Consider the following 21,046-nt stretch of genomic DNA (forward strand, 5'->3'; position numbering starts at 1 on the left):
GGGCGCGTTCTCGATCAGCTTTGCAGTCATAGCTTCTTTTGCCGGATGCCGCCAAGGTGAGGCCCATCCCCTGCGCAGCGAAATTCCGGCGGGAATCGCAGTATGTTGATCATGCCGAAGCCTACGCAAGGCGAATCTGCGCAATGGAGCGTGCAGAAGTTGCCCAAGGCCGCCTTGCCACATAGGCGCAACCCGATGTGCGATTTTGCCTGGGGACGCCCGCATCGGTGGCAGCCGCGTGTTCCGATACATTGAGGCTCCTCACCAGTAGAAGAGCTCTCGCCATGTCTCAAGACATCAGCACCAAATTGATTCACCACGGCTATGTCCCGCCTGCCGGATATGCGGCGGTTCCGCCCGGCGTGTTCAAGGGGTCTACGGTCTTGTTCCCGAACGCGGCGACGGTGCGCGAACGTGCCAAGGCATTCGGTCACCGCGACGGGTACAGCTACGGCCTCTACGGCACGCCTACAACGTACACCCTTGAACAGCGTCTGTGTACGCTGGAAAGCGGCCGGCACTGCCTGCTCTGCCCGAGCGGGCAGGCTGCCATTGCCACGGTCAACCTCGGCTTGCTGTCGGCCGGTGATGAGGTGCTTTTGCCGACCAACGTCTATGGGCCTTCGCTGCGCCATGCACGCACGACCCTCTCGCAGTTGGGCATCACCCATCAGTGTTACGACCCGATGGACCTCGCTGATCTGGAGGCCAAGCTCAGCGTGCGTACCAAGCTCGTCTGGGTCGAGGCGCCCGGCTCGATCACCATGGAATTTCCGGACCTTCGCTCGTTGGTGGCGACCATCAAGAACGCTGGCGCGATAGTCGGGCTCGACAACACCTGGGGTGCGGGCATCGCTTTCGCTCCCTTCGAGATGGGAGTGGACATCAGCGTCCACGCGCTGACAAAGTACCCTTCTGGCGGTGCCGATATCTTGATGGGCTCAATCATCACGAACGACGACAAGTTGCATGACAAACTCCGCGTCGCTTACCTGGATCTCGGCATGGGCGTGGGTGCCAATGATGCGGAACTGGTCCTGCGGGGACTGGCATCCATCAAGGCTCGCTATGACTTGCACGACGCTACGGCTCGAGCGCTCGCCTCTTGGTTGGCCAAGCAAAAGGGCGTTCTCCGGGTCCTGCATCCAGCGCTGGAATCTTGTCCAGGGCACGAATACTGGGCGACGCACTGCAGTGCAGCCGCCGGCCTCTTCTCGGTGCTCATCGACGAGTCCCATACCTCCGCACAAGTTGATTCCTTCTGCGATCGTCTTCGATTGTTCGGGGTTGGTCTGTCCTGGGGCGGTCCCATGAGCTTGGTCATGCCCTATGACATGGGAAGCCTGCGTAGCGGCAAGCACAGTTATGCCGGACATCTGCTGCGGTTCTCGATCGGCCTGGAGAGCGCTGACGATCTGCGAGAAGATTTGGCACAAGCGTTGTCCGAGGCGTTGGCTGCATAGACAGATTCTCAAAGCCCAGCGGTGCACCCGTGGAGTGATCTACAAAGACGCCGCGCCCCTTCATCATTTCCTCCGAATGGGAAAAACTTAAAGGGCAGGTGCATACCAGCGGGCGCAGACCAACATCACTTCCAAAGGATAGTGCAGCCGTTTGAGCACTTTGCGCAGTTCAAGACGCGTGCCCCAACGAATCTCGCAACCAGGCGCCTGGGCGTGGTGAACAACGTCGCAAGGAGGATCGGCCCCGACGCCTCCGCGCAATTGTGACACCCTGGTCGCAGGCTGCTTTGCGGAGCCTAGCTTTCCTTATCGAGTAGGCTTTCCAGGCGTCGAACCGCCGCCTCCACCGCCACATCGTGCTGCGATGCTGGAGGGGCGTTGGCTGCATACAGACGCAGCACGCGAGCCAGCAGTGGGCCTGCACTATCGGTCGCCGGAATCGATCCCTGCCGATGCGTTTCGGCATTCCCGCACAACGCGGCAACCGCGGCGAACTCTGCATCGCGTTCCGCTGCCATGATCTTCTGACGGGTCTGCTCCACGGAGGTAGGCGGCAACCCGGCGAAACCGGGCTTGAGGGCTGCGCGCAGCGCCCGCAGTGGTGCGATGACCTCGCGCCGCCACGATCCGACACGCGCCTCGGCGCTGGCAAGCGCCTGTTCATCGAGGGCGATGCCCTTGGCGGCAAAGAGGTACATGGCGTGCAGCAGCACCACCACGTCGACGCCCGCGCGATCCTGCAGAAGGAGGCAGGCCTCGGCCACTCCCGGCTGCGCGTAGACGCGCAGGACATGGTTCAACTCGATGGAGAAGGCATCGGATGCGGTATCGGTCATGGGTCGGGGGAAGGGGCAGGGATACGTGGCGTTTGCGGAGGCGCACAGGTCCGGCCGCATTTACGTGCCACGCGACTCCTGCTGGTCCAGGCTGAGCCTGTCGGCGAGAAAGTCCAGGAAAGCGCGAATCTTGCTGGGCATGCCCTTTCGGCTGAGCACCAGCGCGGTGGCATGCATCGACGGGCTTTCCCAATCCTTTAGCACGCGCTGCAGGCGCCCGCTGCGCAGGTCGTTGGCGCACATGACGTTGGGCAGCATGCTCATGCCGACGTGGCCGATGGCCATCTCGCGCGCAATGGAGATGTTGTTCACCACCACCTTCCCCTCGATGTTGGCGAAGCGGTGCGTTGCCTGGTTGCGCAGGGTCCAGATGCCATCCATGCGCTGCTGCGCGGTGATGATGCAGTCGTGGCGGTGCAGATCGTCCACCGAGAGCGGCACGCCGCGGCGCGCAAGGTATTCGGGGCTGGCGTAGACGCCACGCGTGATGGTTGCGATGCGTCGGTAGGTGAGATCCGTGTCCTTCAGCGGCCCGAGCTGGATTGTCAAGTCGTAGGGGTCTTCCCTTGGATTGACCTGGCGGCTGTTCACGTCGACCTCCAGTTCGAGCTCCGGATAGGCCAGCACGAACTCGGCGATCGCCTTGCCGATCCACGACACACCGAAGTCAATGGGAATGCTCACGCGCAGCGCGCCGCGCATGGCGTTTTGCAGTTGCAGGGTGTCCAGCCCGGCCTGCTCGACCTGGTCCACCACGCGCCGGCAGTGCTCGTAGAAGCGTGTGCCGATCTCGGTCGTCGTGAGCCGTCGCTGGCCCTTCTTCAGCAGGACGGTGCCGACCTGCTGCTCGAGCTGCGTGAGCTTGCGGCTGATGGTCGACTTGGGCATGTTCAGCTCGGTCGCGGCCCGCGTGATGCTCTGCGCGTTGACGACGTCGTAGAACAGGCGCAGCGAATTCAGATCGAGTTTGTCGGTCATGCAGATCGGTGTGTTCGGGGAGCTGGGCGGTCCCGAGCGTAGTCGACATCAGGGGCAAAGCGGTATTCGTGCGTTCCATAAATGGAACTCCCGGTCCATCCCTGCAGCTATTCGGAACGCAGCCCTGTTCCTACGATGATCCCCGCGACACAGATCGCGAGCGCGGGCCACCGACGGGACCGCACTCCGCGATTCACCAAAACAAGGAGACAAGCCAATGAAGAGACACGCACTCTCGCGCCGGACGCTGCTCAAGGCAGCCTCGGCCTTTGCACCTGCCACGCTCCTCGGGCTCGGCACGCTCGCCGGCGGCACGGCGAGGGCACAGCCCGCGCTGAAGTGGGCCAACCTGACGCCTGGCTTCACGACGCTGCTGACCGACTACATGGTCGCCAAGGAGCTCGACAAGGCCAACGGGCTCCAGCTTGGCAAGCCGACCGCGTACACCGCGGTGACCACCTACTACAACGACTTCGTCGCCGGCAACTACGACGTGTGCATCGGCAGCTGGGACACCTTCGCCTCGCGCCACCTCTCCGGCGTGCCGCTGCAGTACGTGTGCTCGGTCACCACCGGCAACATGATCAACATCATCACCCAGGCCAAGGGGCCGGAGACGATCCAGGCACTCAAGGGCAAGACGCTGGCGGCCCCGCAGTCCACGGGCACCTACCGGATGATGCGCGCCGTGGTCAAGGACCTCGCCGGGATCGACCTCGAGACCCACGCCGTGGTTCAGAACGTCGACAACCCGGCCGCTTCGGTCACGCTGGTGATGGCCAATCGCGCGGACGCCGGCCTGACCTGGGAACCCAACGTGTCGGTCGGGCTGGCTCGCGTACCCGACATGCGGGTGCTCTACAACGCCGGCGAGGAATACCGGCGCCGCGTCAACCTCGACCTGCCGTACTTCGGCGTGGCGGTGCGCAAGGAGGCCGTTGCCCGCGACCCTGGCTTGGTGGCCCGCTTGAACAAGGCCTTCGGCGAGTGCATCGAGGGCATCAACAGCAAGACTGAAGAGGCGGTGAAGATCGCCGGCGCCAACTCCGGCATTCCGCCGGACGTGCTGAAGACGGCGATCGCCTCGAAGCGGTTGGAGTTCAAGCATGTCTCCATGCAGACCGCGGAGGGCCGCCGCAGCATCGTGACCGCCAGCGAATTCCTGGTGCGCAATGCCGCTCTGACCAAGGTGGTCGACAACGGGTTCTTCGCAGCATGAAGCAGGCTGAACTCCGGGCCGTCGACATGGCCAAGCCTGCCTCTTCCTCCTCCGCTGCGGCGGGCCGGAAGTCGCCGACCACCGCGGCCATCACTGTGCCCAAGGTGCGCGATCGCAGCGAGCTGAAGGCGCTGTTGGTCGTTGTCGTGCTGATCTTCGGCGCGATGGAGGTCGGCAGCTGGTATGTGCCCGAGTACGTGATGCCGTCGCCGACGGTGATCGCGAAGGCGTTGGCCCAGCTGCTCACCACCGACCTGCTGCACGTGGCCATCACGCTCGGCCGGCTGTGCGTGGCCATCGTCTTCTCGGCAGTGGCCGGCGTGGCCATCGGACTGCTGATGGGCACCTCCAAGAAGGTGGGACCCTATCTGAAGGCGCTGGTGGTGGTGGATACCGGCATCCCTGCGCTGTCGTGGATGCTACTGGCCGTGTTCTGGTTCAAGGATCCGGAGGCGCGCATCTTCTTCATCCTCACGGTGATCCTGCTGCCCTTCTATGCGCTCAACGTGTACGAAGGCGTGCGGGCACTGTCGACCGACTGGGTGGACATGCTGGAGAGCTTTCGCCCGAGCCGCTGGAAGATGCTGCGCTACCTGGTCGCGCCGCACATCGTGCCGTACATCTTTCTCACCACGAAGTCGGTGATCGGCTACGCGATCCGCATGGTGATCTTCGCGGAGCTGGTGGCCTCGGCCTTCGGCCTCGGCTCGCGCATGAGCTTCGCGCAGTCGACCTTCCGCATCGACCAGGTGCTGGCATGGACGGTCCTGCTGGTCGTGCTCAACCTGCTGATCCAATGGCTCGCGACCCTGGCCGAGGCGCGCTTCCTTGGCTGGCGCAAGGAAGCAAAGGTGCGCTGACATGACGACGACCTCCACATCCCTGATCGAGCTGCGCGACGTCAGCAAGCGCTTCGGCGACCACACGGCGATCGACCACCTGTCGATGGAAGTCCGCGAGGGCGAAACCGTGGCGCTGCTGGGTCAAACGGGTGCCGGCAAAAGCACCGTGATGTCGCTGCTCATGGGCACCTCGTCCGCCGACGAGGGCACGGTGCGCGTCGCCGGTGCTGATCCTGCGCGCGATTTCGTTGCGCTGCGCGGCAAGCTGGCCGTGAGCTTTCAGACCGACCGACTGCTGCCCTGGCGCACTGCGCAGGAGAACGTCGAGCTCGGCCTGCTGCTGCTCGACCGGCCGAAGGCCGAGGCGCGCGCACGGGCGGCCGAATGGCTGCGCCGCGTGAAGCTGGGCGATGCCGGCCACAAGTACCCCTCGGAGCTCTCGGGCGGCATGCGACAGCGCGTGTCGCTGGCGCGCGCCCTGGCAGTCGATCCGGCGCTGGTCCTGCTCGACGAATCCTTCAGCCAGCTCGACCATGTGACCTCGCAGACCCTGCGCCGCGACTTCGCCGAGATCGTGCGCGAGCAGCGAAAGACCTGCGTCTTCGTCACCCATCGCATCGAGGACGCGCTCGAGATCGCCGACCGGATCCTGGTGCTGGCCGCGCCGGCCCGCGTCTGCCTGGAGCTGTCGGTGGGCGTCGCGCAGCGCCAGGACGCGGCCTGCATGGCCCGCATGCACCAGCAGATCGAGCACGCCATCGGCGGCGAAACCGATGCATCGGCCGAGGCCGGGCACCCCACTTCTTCCTTCACGACAACAGAGCACTAAGAGAAAGCGAAACAACCCATGAGCTACCAGGACATCATCGTCGAGCAGGTGGAGGGCTGGCTGGAGGTCACCATCCACCGGCCCGAGAAAATGAACTCGCTGCGCGAGACCACCGCCGAGGAGATCCTCGACGTGCTGGGCGAGGCGGAGTCGAACCGCGAGATCGCCGCCGTGATCCTGCGCGGCAGCGACAAGGCTTTTTGCACCGGCATCGACACCAGCGAATTCAGCATCGGCGACAACGAGTACTTCGACTTCTATCGCAAGCGCCGGCGCTCGCGCAAGGTCAACGAGCTGTTCCGTTCGCTGCCCGGCTACAGCAAGCCCATCATCAGCGCCATCGAGGGCTTCGCGCTCGGCGGCGGGCTCGAGTTGGCCCTGGTGGGCGACATGATCGTCGCGGGCGCCAACGCCAAGTTCGGTCTGCCCGAGATCCGCCTGGGCCTGATGCCCGGCGGCGGCGGCACGCAGACGCTGCCGCGCCTGATCGGCCCCGCGCTGGCCAAGGAACTCATGTGGACCGGCCGGCGCATCACCGCGGCCGAGGCGCGCGAGTACCGGCTGGTCAACCACGTGACCGAGGCCGGCCGGGCGATCGAGAGGGCGCGCGAGCTGGCCCGCACCATCGCCGGCAACGCACCGCTGTCGGTGATGTTCACCAAGTCCGTGATCGACCGCGGCATGGACCTGCCGCTGGCCGAGGGCATGGCCGCCGAAGGCGACGTGTCCTTCATGTTGTATTTCACCAAGGACCGCCAGGAAGGCCTCAGCGCCTTCCGCGAAAAGCGCAGCCCTGGTTTCCGAGGAGAGTAAGAGATGAAGAAGAGAGACATCGTGATCGGCGGCTACGCTGAGACCGCCATCGATTTCAAGACCGGCCGCAGTGCCTACGACCTGGCGGGCGAAGCGCTCGACCAGCTGCTGGAGCGCACCGGCATCGACAAGAGCGAGATCGACGGCCTGTCGGTGACCACCGCGCTGTCGGAGGCGCAGAACCCCTTCTTCGCGGTCTACATGACCGAGGCGCTGGGCATCACGCCGACCTGGCTCAACTACGGCGGCATCGGCGGCTGCTCGGCCACCGGCGGCGTGGCGCGCGCCATGTCGGCCATCCGCGACGGCATGTGCAAGCTGGCGGTCGTGATGTCGTCCGACGCGCCCAGCTCCGACTGGCGCTCCAACTACGGCGCCTACCGCAGCGAGTTCCAGGACCCGCCCGGCGTGCAGGGTCCGCCCGCGACTTTCGGCCTGCTGATGAGCCGCTACATCCACCAGTACGGGCTCGACCCCGAGGCGCTGGGCAAGATCGCCATCACCCAGCGCGCCCACGCGCTGCACAACCCGAACGGCTACAAGAAGTTCCAGAAGGAACTCACGATGGAGGAGTACCTGAAGTCGCGCGTCATCTCCGACCCGCTGCGTGTGCTCGACAGCGTGATGTTCTGCGACGGCGCCAACGCCTTCATCGTCACCACCGAGGAGAACGCCAAGCGCCTCGGCCTGAAGAAGATGGTCTACCCCGTGGCCTACGGCGAGGTCACCAACTTCAACGGCGCCGATCCGCTGGCCGACATCACGCTGTCGGGCTTCACAAAAATCGGCCCCGAGGTGCTGCGCCGGGCCGAGCTCGCGCCCAAGGACGTGCGCATGTTCCAGCCCTACGACGACTTCACCATCGCCGTGATGATGCAGTTCGAGGCCTTCGGCTTCTGCGAGCGTGGCGAAGGATCGGCCTACACGCTGCGCACCAACCTGTCCTTCAACGGCGACCTGCCGCTCAACACCGGCGGCGGCCAGATCTCGGCCGGGCAGCCCGGCCTGGCCAGCGGCGGACTCAACCTGGCCGAAGCCGTGCGGCAGATGTTCGGCGAAGGCGGCAGCCGCCAGGTGCCCGACCCGCGCAACGCGCTGGTCACCGGCATCGGCGTGATCCCTTACGGTCGCAACTGGGGCACCAGTTCGGCCTTGGTCCTGGAGGCATGAAAAACATGAGCGATACCACCCCCACCACCGCCCCGGCCGCGCCGGTCCGACCCGTGCCGAAGCAGGGCGTCTACGTCGACAGCAAGCCTTTTTGGGACGGCATCGCGCAAGGCAAGCTGGTGCTGCAGTACTGCACCGTCGCCAAGCGCTTCCAGCACTACCCGAAGCCGGTCAGCGGCTTCACCGGGCGCCGCACGCTCGAGTGGCGCGAGGTCGCCGGCACCGGCACCATCTACGCCTGCACCGTGGTGCGCATCCCCGGTCCGGGCGTCGAAGGCCGCATCCCGCTGTGCGTGGCCACCGTCGAACTCGACGAGGGCGTGCGCATCATCGCCAACGTGCTGCGCTGCGCGCCGAGCGATCTCGCGATCGGCAAGCGGGTCAAGCTGGCGATCGACCACCTGACGCCCGAGCAGTCCTACCCGGCCTTCGAACTCGCCTAGGAGCGTCATGCGTCTCGAACACTTCATGGCGGCGCATGCGCTGCGCACGCCCGCCAAGTCGGCCGTCGTTGTCGGCACGCAGCGGCTGAGCTACGGCGACCTGCTGTCGAGCTCGCGCTCGCTGGCCGCCGGGCTGCGGCGTGCCGGCGTGGTGCAGGGCGATCGCATCGTCGTGTACCTGCCCAACTGCATCGAGTTCGTGCAGATCATGTACGCGGCCTTCTCGGTGGGTGCGATCGTGATTCCGGTCAACACCCGCAACACGCCGCGCGAGCTGGTGTATTTCGCGCAGGACAGCCAGGCGCGCGTGCTGGTGTTCCATGCCGAAAGCGCCGAGGCGATCGGCGCGTTGTCGACCGAGCTCCAGGGCATCCGCCGCGTGGCCGTCGGCGGCGAGGTGGCCGGCGCCGAGTCCTTCGAGACGCTGCGCACGCGCTCCGACGAGCGCCTGCCCGAACTGGCGCTGTCGCCCGACGACGCGATGATCCTCTACACGTCAGGCACCACCGGCAAGCCCAAGGGTGCGATCCTCACGCACGCCAACTTCGTGATCGGCAACGCCTTCATCAACGCGGTGGAGTGGGGCGTGACGGCCGACGACGTCTTCCTCGTCACCACGCCGCTCGCGCACCGCACGGGGCTGGCGCGGCTCATGAATTCGATGTGCCTGGGCTCCAAGCTGGTGGTGATGGAGCGCTTCGATGCGCAGGCCGCGGTCGAGACCATCGAGCGCGAGCAGGTCAGCGCCGCCGGCATGGTGCCCACGGTGGCGCGCATGCTGATGCCGGTGCTCGAGCAGCAGGCTGCGCGCTGCGCCAGCCTGCGTCACATCATCGTCACCGGCGAGGCCTTCCCGGTCGAGCTCAAGCGGCGCATGATCGGCTACCTGCCGCAGGCGCGGCTGCATTCCTTCTTCGCGATGACCGAGGTCGGATCGGTCACGGTGCTCGGCCACGAGGAGCAGTTCACCCATCCTGCGTCGGTCGGCCGCGTCACGCCGGGCGTGCAGGTCAAGCTGGTCGACGACAAGGGCCAGCGGGTGTCGGTGGACGATGTCGGCGAGATCCTGGTGCGCTCCGGAGAGGCCGGCCGCTTTACCACGATGAAGGGCTACTTCGGGCGGCCCGACGCCACTGCCGCGACCATCGTCGACGGCTGGATCCACACCGGCGACATGGGCCGCTTCGACGCCGACGGCTACCTCTACATCGTCGACCGCAAGAAGGACATGGTGCTCAGCGGCGGCTTCAACATCTACACCAAGGAAGTCGAGCAGGTGCTGGTCGAGCACGACGACGTGACCGATGCCGCCGTGGTGGGCGTGCCAGACGAGATCTTCGGCGAGGCCGTGGCTGCCTTCATCGAGCTCCATCCAGGCCGCACGCTGAGCGTGGAGGCGATCCAGGAGCACGCGCGCTCGCGCATCGCGAGCTACAAGAAGCCCAAGCACGTGTTCTTCGTCGATGCGCTGCCGCGCAACGGCGTGGGCAAGGTGCTAAAGGCCGAACTGCGCGAGAGGGCGCTGGCGCGCCTGGCGCAGCCCGTGGCATGAGTTCCGAGGCCACGCGCTGGGACACGCAAGCCGCGCACTGGATCGGCGGCGCGTGGCTGCCTTCGGGCCCCGCTTTCGCATCGACCAACCCGGCCGACGCTTCGCTGATCGGCCATGCGCCGGCCGGCGGCACCGCCGAGGCGCAGGCCGCGATCAACGCCGCGCGCCATGCCTTCGACACCACCCCCTGGCGCCACAGCCCGCGCCTGCGGGCGCAGGTGCTGCTCGACATGGCGAACCGGCTGGCGGCCGATGCCGCATCACTCGCGCTGTTGCTCACGTTGGAGAACGGCAAGGTGCTGCGCGAGTCGGCCGGCGAGGTCGAGGGCGCGGCCTCGGAGCTGCGCTACTACGCAGGCATGGCGCGCAGCGCGGCCGGCCGCGTGGTCGAGCCCGCGCCGGGCGTGCGCTCGCTGATCACGCACGAGGCTGCAGGCGTGGTGGCGATCATCGTGCCCTGGAACGCGCCGCTGATCCTGTTCGTGCGCTCGCTCGCCCCGGCACTGGCGGCCGGCTGCACGGTGGTGGTCAAGGCGGCGCCTCAGGCCGCGCTCTTCATGCACCGCGTGGCGCAGCGCCTGGCCGAGACCGAGGGCCTGCCGCCTGGCACGATCAACATCGTGCACGAGGCCGGTAGCGACGTGGCGCAGGCCTTCGTCGCGGCGCCCGGCGTCGACGCGTTGAGCTACACCGGCAGCACCGCTGTCGGCAAGGCCATCATGGCGGCGGCGGCGCCGCAACTGAAACGGCTGTCGCTCGAACTCGGCGGCAAAGCGCCCTGCGTGGTCTGCGACGATGCCGATCTGGGGCTCGCGGTGCGCGAGATCCTCGCGGCCGGCACCATCCTGTCGGGCCAGCAGTGCACCGCCGCCAGCCGGATCCTGGTGCACCGCAAGCTGCTGGGCGACTTCCGCGAGGCGATGGCGGCGGCGATGCACGACTTTCGCGTCGGCCCGGGCCACCTGCCCGACAGCCGCATGGGCGCGGTGATCGACGTCGCCAACCGCGACCGCATCCTGCGCCTGGTCGAAGACCTGAGCGAAGGCCACCGCATGGTGGTGCGCGGTGGTCCGGTGGCGGGCCTGCCCGCGCACGGCGCCTTCGTGTCGCCCACGCTGGTGGAGGTGGACGACCCACAGTCTGCGGCGGTGCAGGACGAGCACTTCGCGCCGCTGATGACGCTGGAGGTCTTCGACTGCGACCGCGGCGCGGTCGCTCTGGCCAACGCCACCCGTTTCGGTCTGGGCGCGAGTGTGTGGACGCGTGACAGCGGGCGCGCCCAGCGCATTGCGCGCGAGATCCGCTGCGGCACCGTGTGGATCAACGCGCACAACAAGCTATTCGCGGAAGCCGAGGTCGGCGGCTACAAGGAGAGCGGCTTCGGCCGGCTCCATGGGGCCGAGGGCATGCACGACTTCCTCGAGATCAAACACGTCTACCAGGAGATAGGCAGCCTTTGAGGCGGCCGCCATTGCCATCATGCTCAGACCCGAATCCGCTGCCGACGCAGCCTTTCGCAGCGAGGTGCGCGACTGGCTCGCGGCCCACGTGCCCGACGCGCTGCGCCACAAAACCTTCCGCCCGCTGCCGGCCGATGGCATGCCCTGGTATCGCGCGCTGTCGCAGCGCGGCTGGATCGCGCCGCACTGGCCGCGCACGCACGGCGGCATGGGGGCGAGCCCGGTGCAGCAGGTGATCCTGATGGAGGAGATGGCGCGCGCCGGCACGCCCGACTTCCCGACGCAGGGCCTCAACCACATCGGCCCGATGCTGATCGCGCGCGGCACGCCGGCGCAGCAGCAGCGCCACCTGCCGTCGATCCTCTCGGGCGACGCGGTCTGGTGCCAGGGCTACTCCGAGCCGGGTTCGGGTTCCGACCTGGCCAGCCTGCGCACCCGCGCCGAGGTGCGCGGCGGCACGCTGATCGTCAACGGCCACAAGATCTGGACCACCTGGGGCCACCATGCCGACTGGATGTTCGCGCTGGTGCGCACCTCAAGCACCGGCAAGCCGCAGCACGGCATCACCTTTGTGCTGATCGACATGAAGACGGCGGGCATCCGGTGCCGGCCGATCCGCACCATCGCGGGTGACGAGGAGTTCGCCGAGGTCTTCTTCGACGAGGTGGTGGTGCCGCTCGAGAACGTGGTCGGCGAGATCGACAAGGGCTGGCAGGTGGCCACCGCAGTGCTCAGCGAGGAGCGACTGCGCATCGGTGCACCCGCGCAGGCGCTGCGTGCGCTGGAGCGGCTGCGCATGATGCTGCGGGCCACACCGGCCGAGCGCGTGCCGCCCGGCGTGCATGAGGCCGTGGCGCTGGCCGAAGTGGAGGTCGAGACGCTCGTGGCGGCCTACCTCGAAGCCGCCGAGGCGGCGGAGCAGGGCATCGCGGCCGACAGCTCCTACCTCAAGCTTCTCGCCACCGAGACCGTGCACCAACTGCTCGACTTGGTGCAGCGCGTCGCGGGTCCAGCCGCCGCCCTGCGCGACGCCGTCCGCCACGGCGAGGATCTGCTCGACGCCACCGAGATGTTCCTGCAGGCGCGCCGCCTCGGGATCTACGGCGGCAGCAGCGAAGTGCAGCGCAACATCATCGCGACGCGGGTGCTAGGTCTGCCGGTCGGAGCCAAACCATGAACGCCGAACAAAGCGCACCCCTGCGCATGATTGCCGAGAGCGCTGCCGCCTTCGCGGCCTCGCACGGCGGACCGGCCCTCGCGCGCCGCGTGCACGAGGGCGGCCTTGCGTGGGAGGCCGCAACGTGGCAGGCCATCGCCGAACTCGGCTGGCTCGGGATCGTGGTGCCCGAGGCGGCGGGTGGCCTCGAACTCGGCGCATCTGCGCTCTGCGTGGTGGCGGAGGAAGCCGGGCGCACCCTGCTCACGCCACCGCTCACGCTGGGGATGGCGGCCGCCGCGGTGCTGGCCGAAGGCGGCGCGGCCGCTGCGCCCACGCTGCGGGCGTTGATCGAGGGCATGGCTCATGTCGCGCTCGCACACGCCACGGTCGCGGCCGATGGCACGCTCTCGGCGTCGCTGGTGCCCGAGGGCGATGCAGCGACGCGGTGGCTGGTCGCAAGCGGGCAGGGTGCGGGCTTCGTCGTGCGCCTGCTGGAGCCGGCCGCCGTCGGCCTTGCGCTGCACGTGCGCCATGCGGTGGACGGCAGCCGCCTGGCCAGCCTGACTATCGAGCCCGCGGCCTGGGAAAAGGCGTCGCCGCTGCTGTCAGGCGTCGCCGGCGAGGCGGTCTGGGCGCGCGGCCGGCAGCTCACCTGGCTGGGCGATGCGGCCTACCTTTGCGGCCTGATGGATGCGGCCCTGCGCCTCGCGCTCGACTATCTGCGGCTGCGCCGCCAGTTCGGCGTGCCGATCGGCAGCTTCCAGGCGTTGCAGCATCGTGCCACCGACTGTCATGTTGACGTCACCGCCACGCGGGCGCTGGTGCACGAGGCGGCACGCGCCGTCGGCACTGCGCGCGAGGCTTGGGCCGCGGCGGCCGCGGCGCAGCGGGCCGCGGCCGCCTCGCTGCGCGTCACCAAGGAGGTGGTGCAGTTCCACGGTGCGATCGGTTTTGCCGACGAGCACGATGCGGGCCTCTACCTGCGCCGCGCCATGACCGTGGGCGCGCGCCACGCGGGCGAGGCGCTGGCGGCGCTGCAACGCCGCTGAGAACGAACGAGACGAACAACAGGAGACAACCGAAGTGAGCTACCCGACGATCGTTTTTTCAGGCCGGACGTTCACGCCCGAATGGATGCAGGCCGAGGTCGAGCGCCTGTGCGCCGGCTTCGAGGCCGCCGGTGTGGCGCACGGCCAGACCGTGGCCGTGATGATGCGCAACTGTCCGGCCTATGCGGCGCTGATCCTGGCCTGCCGCCGGGCCGGCATCTACTTCGTCTCGCTCAATTGGCACTGCAAGCCGCCCGAGGCCGCCTTCATGCTCGAAGACAGCGGCGCCGCGATGCTGTTCGTGCACGAGGACCTGCTCGCGCAGGTGCTCGCCGGCGTGCCGGCGGGCGTCGCCCTCGTGGCCGTGCCGGCCGATCCGGCGCACCCGCTGCCGGACGCGGTGGGCCGTGCCACGCGCTGGGGCGACTTCGGTGTTGGCGCCCCGCCGATGGCCCCGCGCCCGCGCCTGCATTTCGGCTCAGTGCAATACACCTCGGGCACCACCGGCAAGCCCAAGGGCGTGCGCCGGGTGGCCCTGGCGCCTGAGTTGCGCGACGCGCTGGAACTGGAGTCGCGCCGCATCGGACGCATCGCGTCGGGCATTGCGCCGGGGGTGACCGCCATGCTGTGCGCGCCGATCTATCACAGCGCCTCTACCATGTACCTCGTGCAGGCCTGCGACGCCGGTGCCACCCTGATCCTCGAGCCCGCCTTCGATGCATTGCGCACGCTGCAGCTGATCGAGCGCCATGCGGTTACGCACGCCTACCTGGTGCCCACGATGTACCGCCGGCTGCTCGCGCTCGACGCGGCCGAGCGCGCCCGTTTCAGCGTCGCCACGCTGCGCCACGTAGCCTCTACCGGCTCGCCCTGCGCGCCCGAGGTCAAGCGCCGCATGATCGACTGGTTCGGCCCGGTCATCACCGAGGCTTACGGCGCCAGCGAGACCGGCTACGTCACCTTCATCGATTCGCCGACCTGGCTGGAGAACCCGGGCTCGGTCGGTCAGCCGCTTGGGCCGGCCCTGCTGCGCATTGTCGACGACGCGGGCCGCACGCTGCCCGCGGGGGAGATCGGCGCGATCTACGTGCGCCAGCCGGCCATGCCCGACTTCACCTACGTCAACAACCAGGCGGCACGCGACGCGATGGAACAGGACGGCCTTGTGGCGCTCGGCGACGTAGGCTACCTCGACGAGCGCGGCTTCCTCTACATCTGCGACCGGCGCACCGACATGATCATCTCGGGCGGCGTGAACATCTACCCGGCCGAGGTCGAGTCGGTGCTGCAGGGCATGCCGGGCGTGGCCGACTGCGCGGTGTTCGGCATTCCCGACGAGGAGTTCGGCGAGGGCGTCGCCGCGGCGGTGCAGCTGCGGCCCGGCGCCGAACTTGACGCAGCCCGCATCCAGGCCTTCCTGCGCGAACACATCGCCAACTTCAAGGTGCCGCGCACCATCGACTTCCACGCCGAGCTGCCGCGCGAGGATACCGGGAAGATCTTCAAGCGCCTGCTGCGCGAGCCCTACTGGCGCGACCAGACGCGCCGCATCTGAATCCTACAGAGCGGCGAGTCTTGGGAGACGCGCCCTCGATATCCCCGTCCGTCCAATCAAGGAGTCTGCACATGACGCTTCCCCAGGTTCTTTCAGAGCGGCTGCGGCTGCCGGTGATCGCCTCGCCGCTGTTCATCATCTCCAACCCCGAACTGGTTATCGCCCAGTGCAAGGCGGGCATCGTCGGCTCCTTCCCGGCGCTCAATGCGCGGCCGCAGGAAGAGCTCGCGCGCTGGCTGCAGCACATCACCGACGCGCTCGCCGCGCACGACCGCGCGCATCCTGAGCGGCCCGCCGCGCCCTTCGCCGTCAACCAGATCGTGCACCGCTCGAACGACCGGCTGCAGCACGACCTCGAGGTGTGTGCGCGCTTCAAGGTGCCGATCGTCATCACCTCGCTGGGCGCGCGGCCGGAAGTGAACGACGCGATCCACGCCTACGGCGGCATTGTGCTGCACGACGTGATCGACAATGCCTTCGCACGCAAGGCGATCGAAAAGGGCGCCGACGGCCTGATCGCGGTGGCGGCCGGTGCGGGCGGCCACGCGGGCACGCAGTCGCCCTTTGCGCTGGTGCAGGAGATCCGCCAGTGGTTCGACGGCCCGCTGGTGCTGTCGGGCGCCATTGCCAGTGGCCGTTCGATCTTGGCGGCGCGCGCCATGGGCGCCGACCTGGCCTACATGGGCTCTGCCTTCATCGCCACTGAAGAGGCCAATGCCGCCGCGGCCTACAAGCAGATGATCGTCGACGCCTCGGCCCGCGACGTGGTGCACACCAACCTATTCACCGGCGTGCACGGCAACTACCTGCGCCCCTCGATCGTCGCGGCCGGGCTCGACCCCGACCACCTGCCCGAGAGCGATGCGAGCGCCATGAACTTCGGCACCGACCGCGTCAAGCCCAAGGCCTGGAAGGAGATTTGGGGCTGCGGCCAGGGGATTGGTGCGATCGATCGCGTGCTGCCCGCCGGTGCGCTGATCGATCGCCTGGCCGCCGAGTACGACGCCGCGCTCGGTCATGGGCTGGGCCGAGCGCGCACCGCGGCCTGAGCAAGATCAGCCTTTCAGACAAACATCAGAAGGAGACAAGCATGACGAAGCATCTTTGGATTCGGGCTGCCATTTGCGCGGCCGGTGCGATGTCGCTGCAGGCGGCGGCCTGGGCGCAGGCCACGCCCGCTTCGGCCACGCTGAACAAGCCCGGCCGCATCGTGGTCACTGTGCCGCCGGGCGGCGGCATCGACACCATCGCACGCCGGCTGGCGACCAAGGTGGCAGCCGCCATGGGCCAGCCGGTGATCGTGGAGAACCGGCCCGGCGCATCGGGCGTGCTGGGCGTCGACAACATCGTGCGCTCCGCGCCCGACGGCAGTTCGCTGATCCTCGCGGCCGGCTCCACCATCACCGTGCTGCCGCACCTGATGAAGAAGCTGCCCTACGACGCGACGAAGGACCTCACGCCGATCGCGCAGATCGGCGTCACGCCGCTGGTGATGCTGGTCAACGCCGACAACCCCTCGAAGACTGTCGGCGAGTTCGTCGCCGCGGCCAAGGCCAGGCCCGGCACCATGAGCTACGGGTCCTACGGCAACGGCACGCTGGGCCACCTGATCGGCGAAGCCTTCAAGCACGCGGCCGGTGTCGACCTGGTGCACGTGCCGTACAAGGGCTGCGCGGCCGCCATCAACGACTTGATCGGCGGGCAGGTGAGCGCGGTGGTGTGCGACATCGGCTCGTCGGCCGCGTTCCTGCAGCCGGGCAGCCGGTTGCGAGGGCTGGCGATCACCGGTACCGGCCGCGTCGCCGCCTTCCCGGCGATACCGAACTTTCCCGAGGCCGGCTACCCCACTCTCGGCCCGCTGGTCGGCTGGCTCGGCATCTTCGGGCCGGCCCACATGCCCAAGCCGCTGGTCGATGCGCTGACGGCCGACTTCGCCAACGCGATGAAGACCGATGACATGCGCACTGCACTGGCGCAGATCGGCTACGACATCGGTGACCCTGACCGGGCGCGTTTCACCCGCACGGTGCGCGACGACACGGTACTCTGGGGCAAGCTGATCCAGAGCATCGGCGGCATCGCGGTGGAATGAGGAGCGCCCACACCATGCGCGAAGCCGTCATCGTCTCCACAGCCCGCACGCCGCTCACCAAGTCGTTTCGTGGCGAGTTCAACCTCACGCCGGGCCCCGAGCTGGCCGCCTTCGCGCTGCGCGCCGCGGTCGACCGCTCGGGCGTCGATCCCGAGCGGATCGAGGATCTGGTGCTGGGCTGCGGCTTTCCCGAAGGCACCACCGGCCGCAATGTGGCGCGGCAGGCGGCGCTGCGCGCGGGGTTGCCGCTGTCGGTCGGGGGCACCACTGTCAACCGCTATTGCGCCTCGGGGCTGCAGGCCATCGCGATGGCGGCTGGCCAGATCGTCAGCGACGGCATGTCGGTGGTGGTGGCCGGCGGCGTCGAGAGCATCTCGCGCATTCCCGTGCGCGACCCGGCCGCGCCCGACGATGCCGACCCCTGGCTGCGCGAACACCAGCCCGGCCTGTTCCTGTCGATGATCGAGACAGCCGACATCGTGGCCGCGCGCTACGGCATCACGCGCGAGGCGCAGGACCGCTTCGCGCTCGAGAGCCAGCGCAAGACCGAGGCCGCGCAACTTGCCGGCCGCTACCGCGAGGAGATCGTGCCGGTGACCACCAGCATGGCAGTGAAGGACAAGGTCACGGGCGCAGTCTCGCAGCGCCGGGCCATGGTCGACGGCGACACCTGCAACCGCCACGGCAGCAGCTACGAGGCACTGGCGCAACTGCTGGCCGTTAACGGACCCGACCGCTTCGTTACCGCCGGCAACGCCTCCCAGATGTCCGACGGTGCCGCCGCCTGTGTGCTGATGGACGCGCGGGACGCCGAGCGTGCCGGCCTCGCGCCGCTGGGCGCCTTCCGCGGCCTGGCCATCGCCGGCTGCGCGCCCGACGAAATGGGCATCGGGCCGGTGTTCGCGGTGCCGAAGCTGCTGGCGCGCCACGGCCTGCGCGTCGACGACATCGGCTTGTGGGAACTCAACGAGGCCTTTGCCTCGCAGGCGATCCATTGCCAGCAGCGGCTCGGCATCCCCGACGAGCGGCTCAACGTCGACGGCGGCGCGATCTCGATCGGCCATCCCTACGGCGTGACCGGCGCGCGCCTGGCCGGGCATGTGCTGATCGAGGGGCGGCGGCGCGGCATCCGGTACGCGGTCGTCACCATGTGCATTTCCGGCGGCATGGGCGCGGCCGGGCTGTTCGAGGTCTTCTGACATGGACCTCAATTTCACAGCGGCCGAAGAGGCCTTCCGCGCCGAGGTGCGCAGCTTCCTCGCGACGCAGCTGCCGGCCGCGCTGCGCACGCGCGTGGCCGAGGGACGCACGCTGAACAAGGCCGAGATGGTGCAGTGGCACGCGATCCTGCAGTCGCGCGGCTGGCTCGCGAGCCACTGGCCGCGTGAACACGGCGGGCCGGGCTGGACCGCGGTCGAGCGCTTCATCTTCGAGTACGAATGCGCGCTGGCCGATGCGCCGAGAAACTTGCCGTTCGGCCTGATCATGCTGGGGCCGGTGCTGATTCGCTACGGCACCGAGGCGCAACAGCGCCATTGGCTGCCGCGCATCCTCGACGGCTCCGACTGGTGGTGCCAGGGCTACTCGGAGCCCGGCGCGGGCTCGGACCTGGCGGCGCTGAAGACCTCGGCGGTGCGCGGGCACGATGCCGCGGGCGCGCACTACATCGTCAACGGCCAGAAAACCTGGACCACGCTCGCGCAGCACGCCGACATGATCTTCTGCCTCGTGCGGACCTCCAAGGACGCGCGCCGTCAGCAGGGCATCAGCTTCCTGCTGATCGACATGCGCTCGCCGGGCGTCGAGGTGCGGCCCATCGTCACGCTGGACGGCGAGCACGAGGTGAACGAGGTCTTCTTCACCGACGTGCGGGTGCCGGCGCACAACCTCGTCGGCGAAGAGAACGATGGCTGGACCTGCGCCAAATACCTGCTTACGCACGAACGCAACGCGGGCGTGGGCTTCGCGGTGGCGGCGCTGCAGCGCCTCAAGACCGTGGCGGCCAAGGTCATGAGCGGCGGCCAGCCGTTGGACCGCGACCCGGCCTTCGCGGCGCGCGTGGCGCGCGTGGAGATCGACCTGGAAAACCTCAAGACGACCAACCTGCGCGTGACGGCCGCTGTGGCCAACGGCGGCAGCCCGGGCGTGGAAAGCTCGGCGCTGAAGCTGCTTGGCAGCGAAATCCGCCAGGAACTCGCCTCGCTCGTGCGCCGCGCGGTCGGCCTGCATGCACTGCCGCACCTCGGCGACGCTGAGGCCCTGGCCGGCGCGCCCGCCGAATCGGTGAGCGCGGCCGCGCAGTACCTGAACAACCGCAAGCTCTCGATCTTCGGGGGCTCCAACGAGATCCAGCGCAACATCATCGCCAAGACGGTGCTTGGGCTGTGAGGGACGCCGCATGAACTTCGAACCGACCGACGAACGGCGCATGCTGGACGATGCGCTGCGGCGTCTGCTGGCGCAGCACTACGGCTTCGCCCAGCGCCAGCACATTGCCCAATCGGGCGAGGGGCACAGCGAGGCGATGTGGCGGCACCTCGTTGATCTGGGGGCGCTCGGCGCGCTCTTCGCGGAAGCCGACGGCGGCCTGGGCGGCAGCGGCTTCGACATCGCACTGGTGTTCGAGGCGCTGGGCGGCGCGATGGTGCTGGAGCCCTTGCTCGCAGCGCTGATGGCCGCTGCGGTGCTGGCCGAAGCGAAAACGGATGTGCAGCGCGCGCTGCGGCGCGACATCGTGGCCGGCAGCACGCTGGCCGTTCTTGCGCACGCTGAGCCAGAGGCCCGCTACGAGGCTTCGCACGTGACGACGTGTGTGCGGCCGAGCGATGGTGGCTGGCTGCTCGACGGCCTGAAATGCGTGGTGCGCCATGCGGAGCAGGCCGACTTTTTCATCGTCTCGGCCCGCACGTCAGGTCGCGACAGTGACTCCGCGGGCATCAGCCTGTTCGTGCTGCCCGCCGCAACCCCAGGCATCGTGCTGCGCGGCTACCCGCTGGCCGATGGTGGCCGGGGCGCGGACATCGCGTTCGAAGGCGTGCACCTGCCGGCCGATGCGCTGGTCGGCACCGAAGGCCAGGCCTTTCCGACCATCGAAGGCGCCGTGGGCGCCGGCGTGCTGGCGCTGAGCGCACAGGCATTGGGCGCGATGGAGTCCGCCAAGCAACTCACGCTCGACTACCTGCGCACCCGAGAGCAGTTCGGCCAGTCCATCGGCAGCAACCAGGCGCTGCAACACCGCATGGTGGACCTGTGGCTGGGTATCGAGCAGGCGCGCTCCGCCGTCATCAACGCGGCCAACGCGCTGCAATCGGCTGACCGTGTCACGCGCGAGCGCGCGCTGTCGGCAGCCAAGGCAACCACCGGCCGCGTCGGAACGCGCGTGGCCGAGGAGTGCATCCAGATGCATGGCGGCATCGGCATGACCTGGGAGCTGCCGCTGTCTCACTTGGCCAAGGGCCTGGTGCTGACCAATCACATGCTCGGCGACGAGGACCATCACCTGGCGCGCTATGTGTCGCTCGGCCGTGATTGAAGGCAGCGACTTGGCGCCCGTGCATCCTGCGGCGCGGGAGCGCGTGCGCTAGGC

19 protein-coding genes and 1 pseudogene are annotated in these 21,046 nt (G+C 68.2%); 17 read left to right on the forward strand and 3 right to left on the reverse strand.

The window, feature by feature from the left end; genetic code table 11:
* Positions 1 to 284: 284 nt before the first annotated feature.
* A complete protein-coding gene (locus ACSQ89_RS40575) occupies positions 285 to 1,463 on the forward strand; it encodes a PLP-dependent transferase (protein WP_436297778.1) in 1,179 nt (392 codons plus the stop codon).
* A gap of 3 nt (positions 1,464 to 1,466) precedes the next feature.
* On the opposite strand, the pseudogene ACSQ89_RS40580 reads toward ACSQ89_RS40575, so the two are convergent.
* From ACSQ89_RS40580 to ACSQ89_RS40590, 3 genes and pseudogenes are all read right to left on the reverse strand, one after another.
* A pseudogene (locus tag ACSQ89_RS40580) lies at positions 1,467 to 1,655 on the reverse strand (hypothetical protein); the annotation flags it as partial.
* 104 nt (positions 1,656 to 1,759) lie between these two features.
* The gene (locus ACSQ89_RS40585; protein WP_436297779.1) at positions 1,760 to 2,299 is read right to left on the reverse strand and encodes a TIGR02444 family protein; all 540 of its coding nucleotides are present in this window, start codon (positions 2,297 to 2,299) and stop codon (positions 1,760 to 1,762) included.
* A gap of 60 nt (positions 2,300 to 2,359) precedes the next feature.
* Positions 2,360 to 3,277, reverse strand: a complete 918-nt coding sequence (locus ACSQ89_RS40590) for a LysR family transcriptional regulator (RefSeq protein ID WP_436297780.1) — start codon at positions 3,275 to 3,277, stop codon at positions 2,360 to 2,362.
* A 217-nt stretch (positions 3,278 to 3,494) separates the two neighbouring features.
* Between ACSQ89_RS40590 and ACSQ89_RS40595 the strand changes: the two genes are divergently transcribed.
* The 16 genes from ACSQ89_RS40595 (at position 3,495) to ACSQ89_RS40670 (ending at position 20,992) form a co-directional block, all read left to right on the forward strand.
* A complete protein-coding gene (locus ACSQ89_RS40595) occupies positions 3,495 to 4,496 on the forward strand; it encodes an ABC transporter substrate-binding protein (protein ID WP_436297781.1) in 1,002 nt (333 codons plus the stop codon).
* On the forward strand, positions 4,493 to 5,356 hold the full coding sequence (locus ACSQ89_RS40600) for an ABC transporter permease (RefSeq protein ID WP_436297782.1): 864 nt from the start codon (positions 4,493 to 4,495) through the stop codon (positions 5,354 to 5,356). Before ACSQ89_RS40595 ends, ACSQ89_RS40600 begins: the two co-directional genes overlap by 4 nt.
* A 1-nt stretch (position 5,357) precedes the next feature.
* A complete protein-coding gene (locus tag ACSQ89_RS40605) occupies positions 5,358 to 6,167 on the forward strand; it encodes an ABC transporter ATP-binding protein (RefSeq protein ID WP_436297783.1) in 810 nt (269 codons plus the stop codon).
* An 18-nt stretch (positions 6,168 to 6,185) separates the two neighbouring features.
* Positions 6,186 to 6,980: an enoyl-CoA hydratase/isomerase family protein gene (locus tag ACSQ89_RS40610; protein WP_436297784.1), complete on the forward strand. Its 795-nt coding sequence runs from the start codon at positions 6,186 to 6,188 to the stop codon at positions 6,978 to 6,980.
* Positions 6,981 to 6,983: 3 nt separating this feature from the next.
* Positions 6,984 to 8,150: a thiolase family protein gene (locus tag ACSQ89_RS40615; RefSeq protein WP_436297785.1), complete on the forward strand. Its 1,167-nt coding sequence runs from the start codon at positions 6,984 to 6,986 to the stop codon at positions 8,148 to 8,150.
* Between the two features lie 5 nt (positions 8,151 to 8,155).
* Complete coding sequence (locus ACSQ89_RS40620) at positions 8,156 to 8,593, forward strand: Zn-ribbon domain-containing OB-fold protein (protein WP_436297786.1); 438 nt, start codon at positions 8,156 to 8,158, stop codon at positions 8,591 to 8,593.
* Between the two features lie 7 nt (positions 8,594 to 8,600).
* A complete protein-coding gene (locus ACSQ89_RS40625; protein ID WP_436297787.1) occupies positions 8,601 to 10,145 on the forward strand; it encodes a class I adenylate-forming enzyme family protein in 1,545 nt (514 codons plus the stop codon).
* Positions 10,142 to 11,605, forward strand: a complete 1,464-nt coding sequence (locus tag ACSQ89_RS40630) for an aldehyde dehydrogenase family protein (protein WP_436297788.1) — start codon at positions 10,142 to 10,144, stop codon at positions 11,603 to 11,605. Before ACSQ89_RS40625 ends, ACSQ89_RS40630 begins: the two co-directional genes overlap by 4 nt.
* Positions 11,606 to 11,624: 19 nt before the next feature.
* Positions 11,625 to 12,782 (forward strand): acyl-CoA dehydrogenase family protein, encoded by a 1,158-nt coding sequence (locus tag ACSQ89_RS40635; protein WP_436297789.1) that lies wholly within the window; start codon positions 11,625 to 11,627, stop codon positions 12,780 to 12,782.
* Positions 12,779 to 13,813, forward strand: a complete 1,035-nt coding sequence (locus tag ACSQ89_RS40640) for an acyl-CoA dehydrogenase family protein (protein WP_436297790.1) — start codon at positions 12,779 to 12,781, stop codon at positions 13,811 to 13,813. Before ACSQ89_RS40635 ends, ACSQ89_RS40640 begins: the two co-directional genes overlap by 4 nt.
* Before the next feature lie 34 nt (positions 13,814 to 13,847).
* Complete coding sequence (locus ACSQ89_RS40645; protein ID WP_436297791.1) at positions 13,848 to 15,368, forward strand: AMP-binding protein; 1,521 nt, start codon at positions 13,848 to 13,850, stop codon at positions 15,366 to 15,368.
* Positions 15,369 to 15,439: 71 nt separating this feature from the next.
* Positions 15,440 to 16,417: an NAD(P)H-dependent flavin oxidoreductase gene (locus tag ACSQ89_RS40650; RefSeq protein WP_436297792.1), complete on the forward strand. Its 978-nt coding sequence runs from the start codon at positions 15,440 to 15,442 to the stop codon at positions 16,415 to 16,417.
* A gap of 41 nt (positions 16,418 to 16,458) precedes the next feature.
* Positions 16,459 to 17,460, forward strand: a complete 1,002-nt coding sequence (locus ACSQ89_RS40655) for a Bug family tripartite tricarboxylate transporter substrate binding protein (protein ID WP_436297793.1) — start codon at positions 16,459 to 16,461, stop codon at positions 17,458 to 17,460.
* A gap of 14 nt (positions 17,461 to 17,474) precedes the next feature.
* Positions 17,475 to 18,659 carry an acetyl-CoA C-acyltransferase gene (locus ACSQ89_RS40660; protein WP_436297794.1) on the forward strand — a complete coding sequence of 395 codons (1,185 nt, stop codon included), beginning with the start codon at positions 17,475 to 17,477 and terminating at the stop codon, positions 18,657 to 18,659.
* Position 18,660: 1 nt separating this feature from the next.
* Positions 18,661 to 19,848: an acyl-CoA dehydrogenase family protein gene (locus ACSQ89_RS40665; protein ID WP_436297795.1), complete on the forward strand. Its 1,188-nt coding sequence runs from the start codon at positions 18,661 to 18,663 to the stop codon at positions 19,846 to 19,848.
* A gap of 10 nt (positions 19,849 to 19,858) precedes the next feature.
* Positions 19,859 to 20,992: an acyl-CoA dehydrogenase family protein gene (locus ACSQ89_RS40670; protein ID WP_436297796.1), complete on the forward strand. Its 1,134-nt coding sequence runs from the start codon at positions 19,859 to 19,861 to the stop codon at positions 20,990 to 20,992.
* Positions 20,993 to 21,046 lie beyond the last annotated feature (54 nt).

The organism is Variovorax sp. LjRoot175 (genome assembly GCF_964253805.1).
Lineage (GTDB): Bacteria > Pseudomonadota > Gammaproteobacteria > Burkholderiales > Burkholderiaceae_C > Variovorax.

Bases quoted from the DNA above. Each gene is read 5' to 3' on its own strand.
- ACSQ89_RS40630 (WP_436297788.1), top strand. From the start codon at position 10,142: ATGAGTTCCGAGGCCACGCGCTGGGACACGCAAGCCGCGCACTGGATC.
- ACSQ89_RS40670 (WP_436297796.1), top strand. From the start codon at position 19,859: ATGAACTTCGAACCGACCGACGAACGGCGCATGCTGGACGATGCGCTG.
- ACSQ89_RS40620 (WP_436297786.1), top strand. From the start codon at position 8,156: ATGAGCGATACCACCCCCACCACCGCCCCGGCCGCGCCGGTCCGACCC.
- ACSQ89_RS40605 (WP_436297783.1), top strand. From the start codon at position 5,358: ATGACGACGACCTCCACATCCCTGATCGAGCTGCGCGACGTCAGCAAG.
- ACSQ89_RS40585 (WP_436297779.1), bottom strand. From the start codon at position 2,299: ATGACCGATACCGCATCCGATGCCTTCTCCATCGAGTTGAACCATGTC.
- ACSQ89_RS40625 (WP_436297787.1), top strand. From the start codon at position 8,601: ATGCGTCTCGAACACTTCATGGCGGCGCATGCGCTGCGCACGCCCGCC.
- ACSQ89_RS40600 (WP_436297782.1), top strand. From the start codon at position 4,493: ATGAAGCAGGCTGAACTCCGGGCCGTCGACATGGCCAAGCCTGCCTCT.
- ACSQ89_RS40610 (WP_436297784.1), top strand. From the start codon at position 6,186: ATGAGCTACCAGGACATCATCGTCGAGCAGGTGGAGGGCTGGCTGGAG.
- ACSQ89_RS40615 (WP_436297785.1), top strand. From the start codon at position 6,984: ATGAAGAAGAGAGACATCGTGATCGGCGGCTACGCTGAGACCGCCATC.
- ACSQ89_RS40665 (WP_436297795.1), top strand. From the start codon at position 18,661: ATGGACCTCAATTTCACAGCGGCCGAAGAGGCCTTCCGCGCCGAGGTG.
- ACSQ89_RS40655 (WP_436297793.1), top strand. From the start codon at position 16,459: ATGACGAAGCATCTTTGGATTCGGGCTGCCATTTGCGCGGCCGGTGCG.
- ACSQ89_RS40575 (WP_436297778.1), top strand. From the start codon at position 285: ATGTCTCAAGACATCAGCACCAAATTGATTCACCACGGCTATGTCCCG.
- ACSQ89_RS40595 (WP_436297781.1), top strand. From the start codon at position 3,495: ATGAAGAGACACGCACTCTCGCGCCGGACGCTGCTCAAGGCAGCCTCG.
- ACSQ89_RS40635 (WP_436297789.1), top strand. From the start codon at position 11,625: ATGCTCAGACCCGAATCCGCTGCCGACGCAGCCTTTCGCAGCGAGGTG.
- ACSQ89_RS40640 (WP_436297790.1), top strand. From the start codon at position 12,779: ATGAACGCCGAACAAAGCGCACCCCTGCGCATGATTGCCGAGAGCGCT.
- ACSQ89_RS40590 (WP_436297780.1), bottom strand. From the start codon at position 3,277: ATGACCGACAAACTCGATCTGAATTCGCTGCGCCTGTTCTACGACGTC.
- ACSQ89_RS40650 (WP_436297792.1), top strand. From the start codon at position 15,440: ATGACGCTTCCCCAGGTTCTTTCAGAGCGGCTGCGGCTGCCGGTGATC.
- ACSQ89_RS40660 (WP_436297794.1), top strand. From the start codon at position 17,475: ATGCGCGAAGCCGTCATCGTCTCCACAGCCCGCACGCCGCTCACCAAG.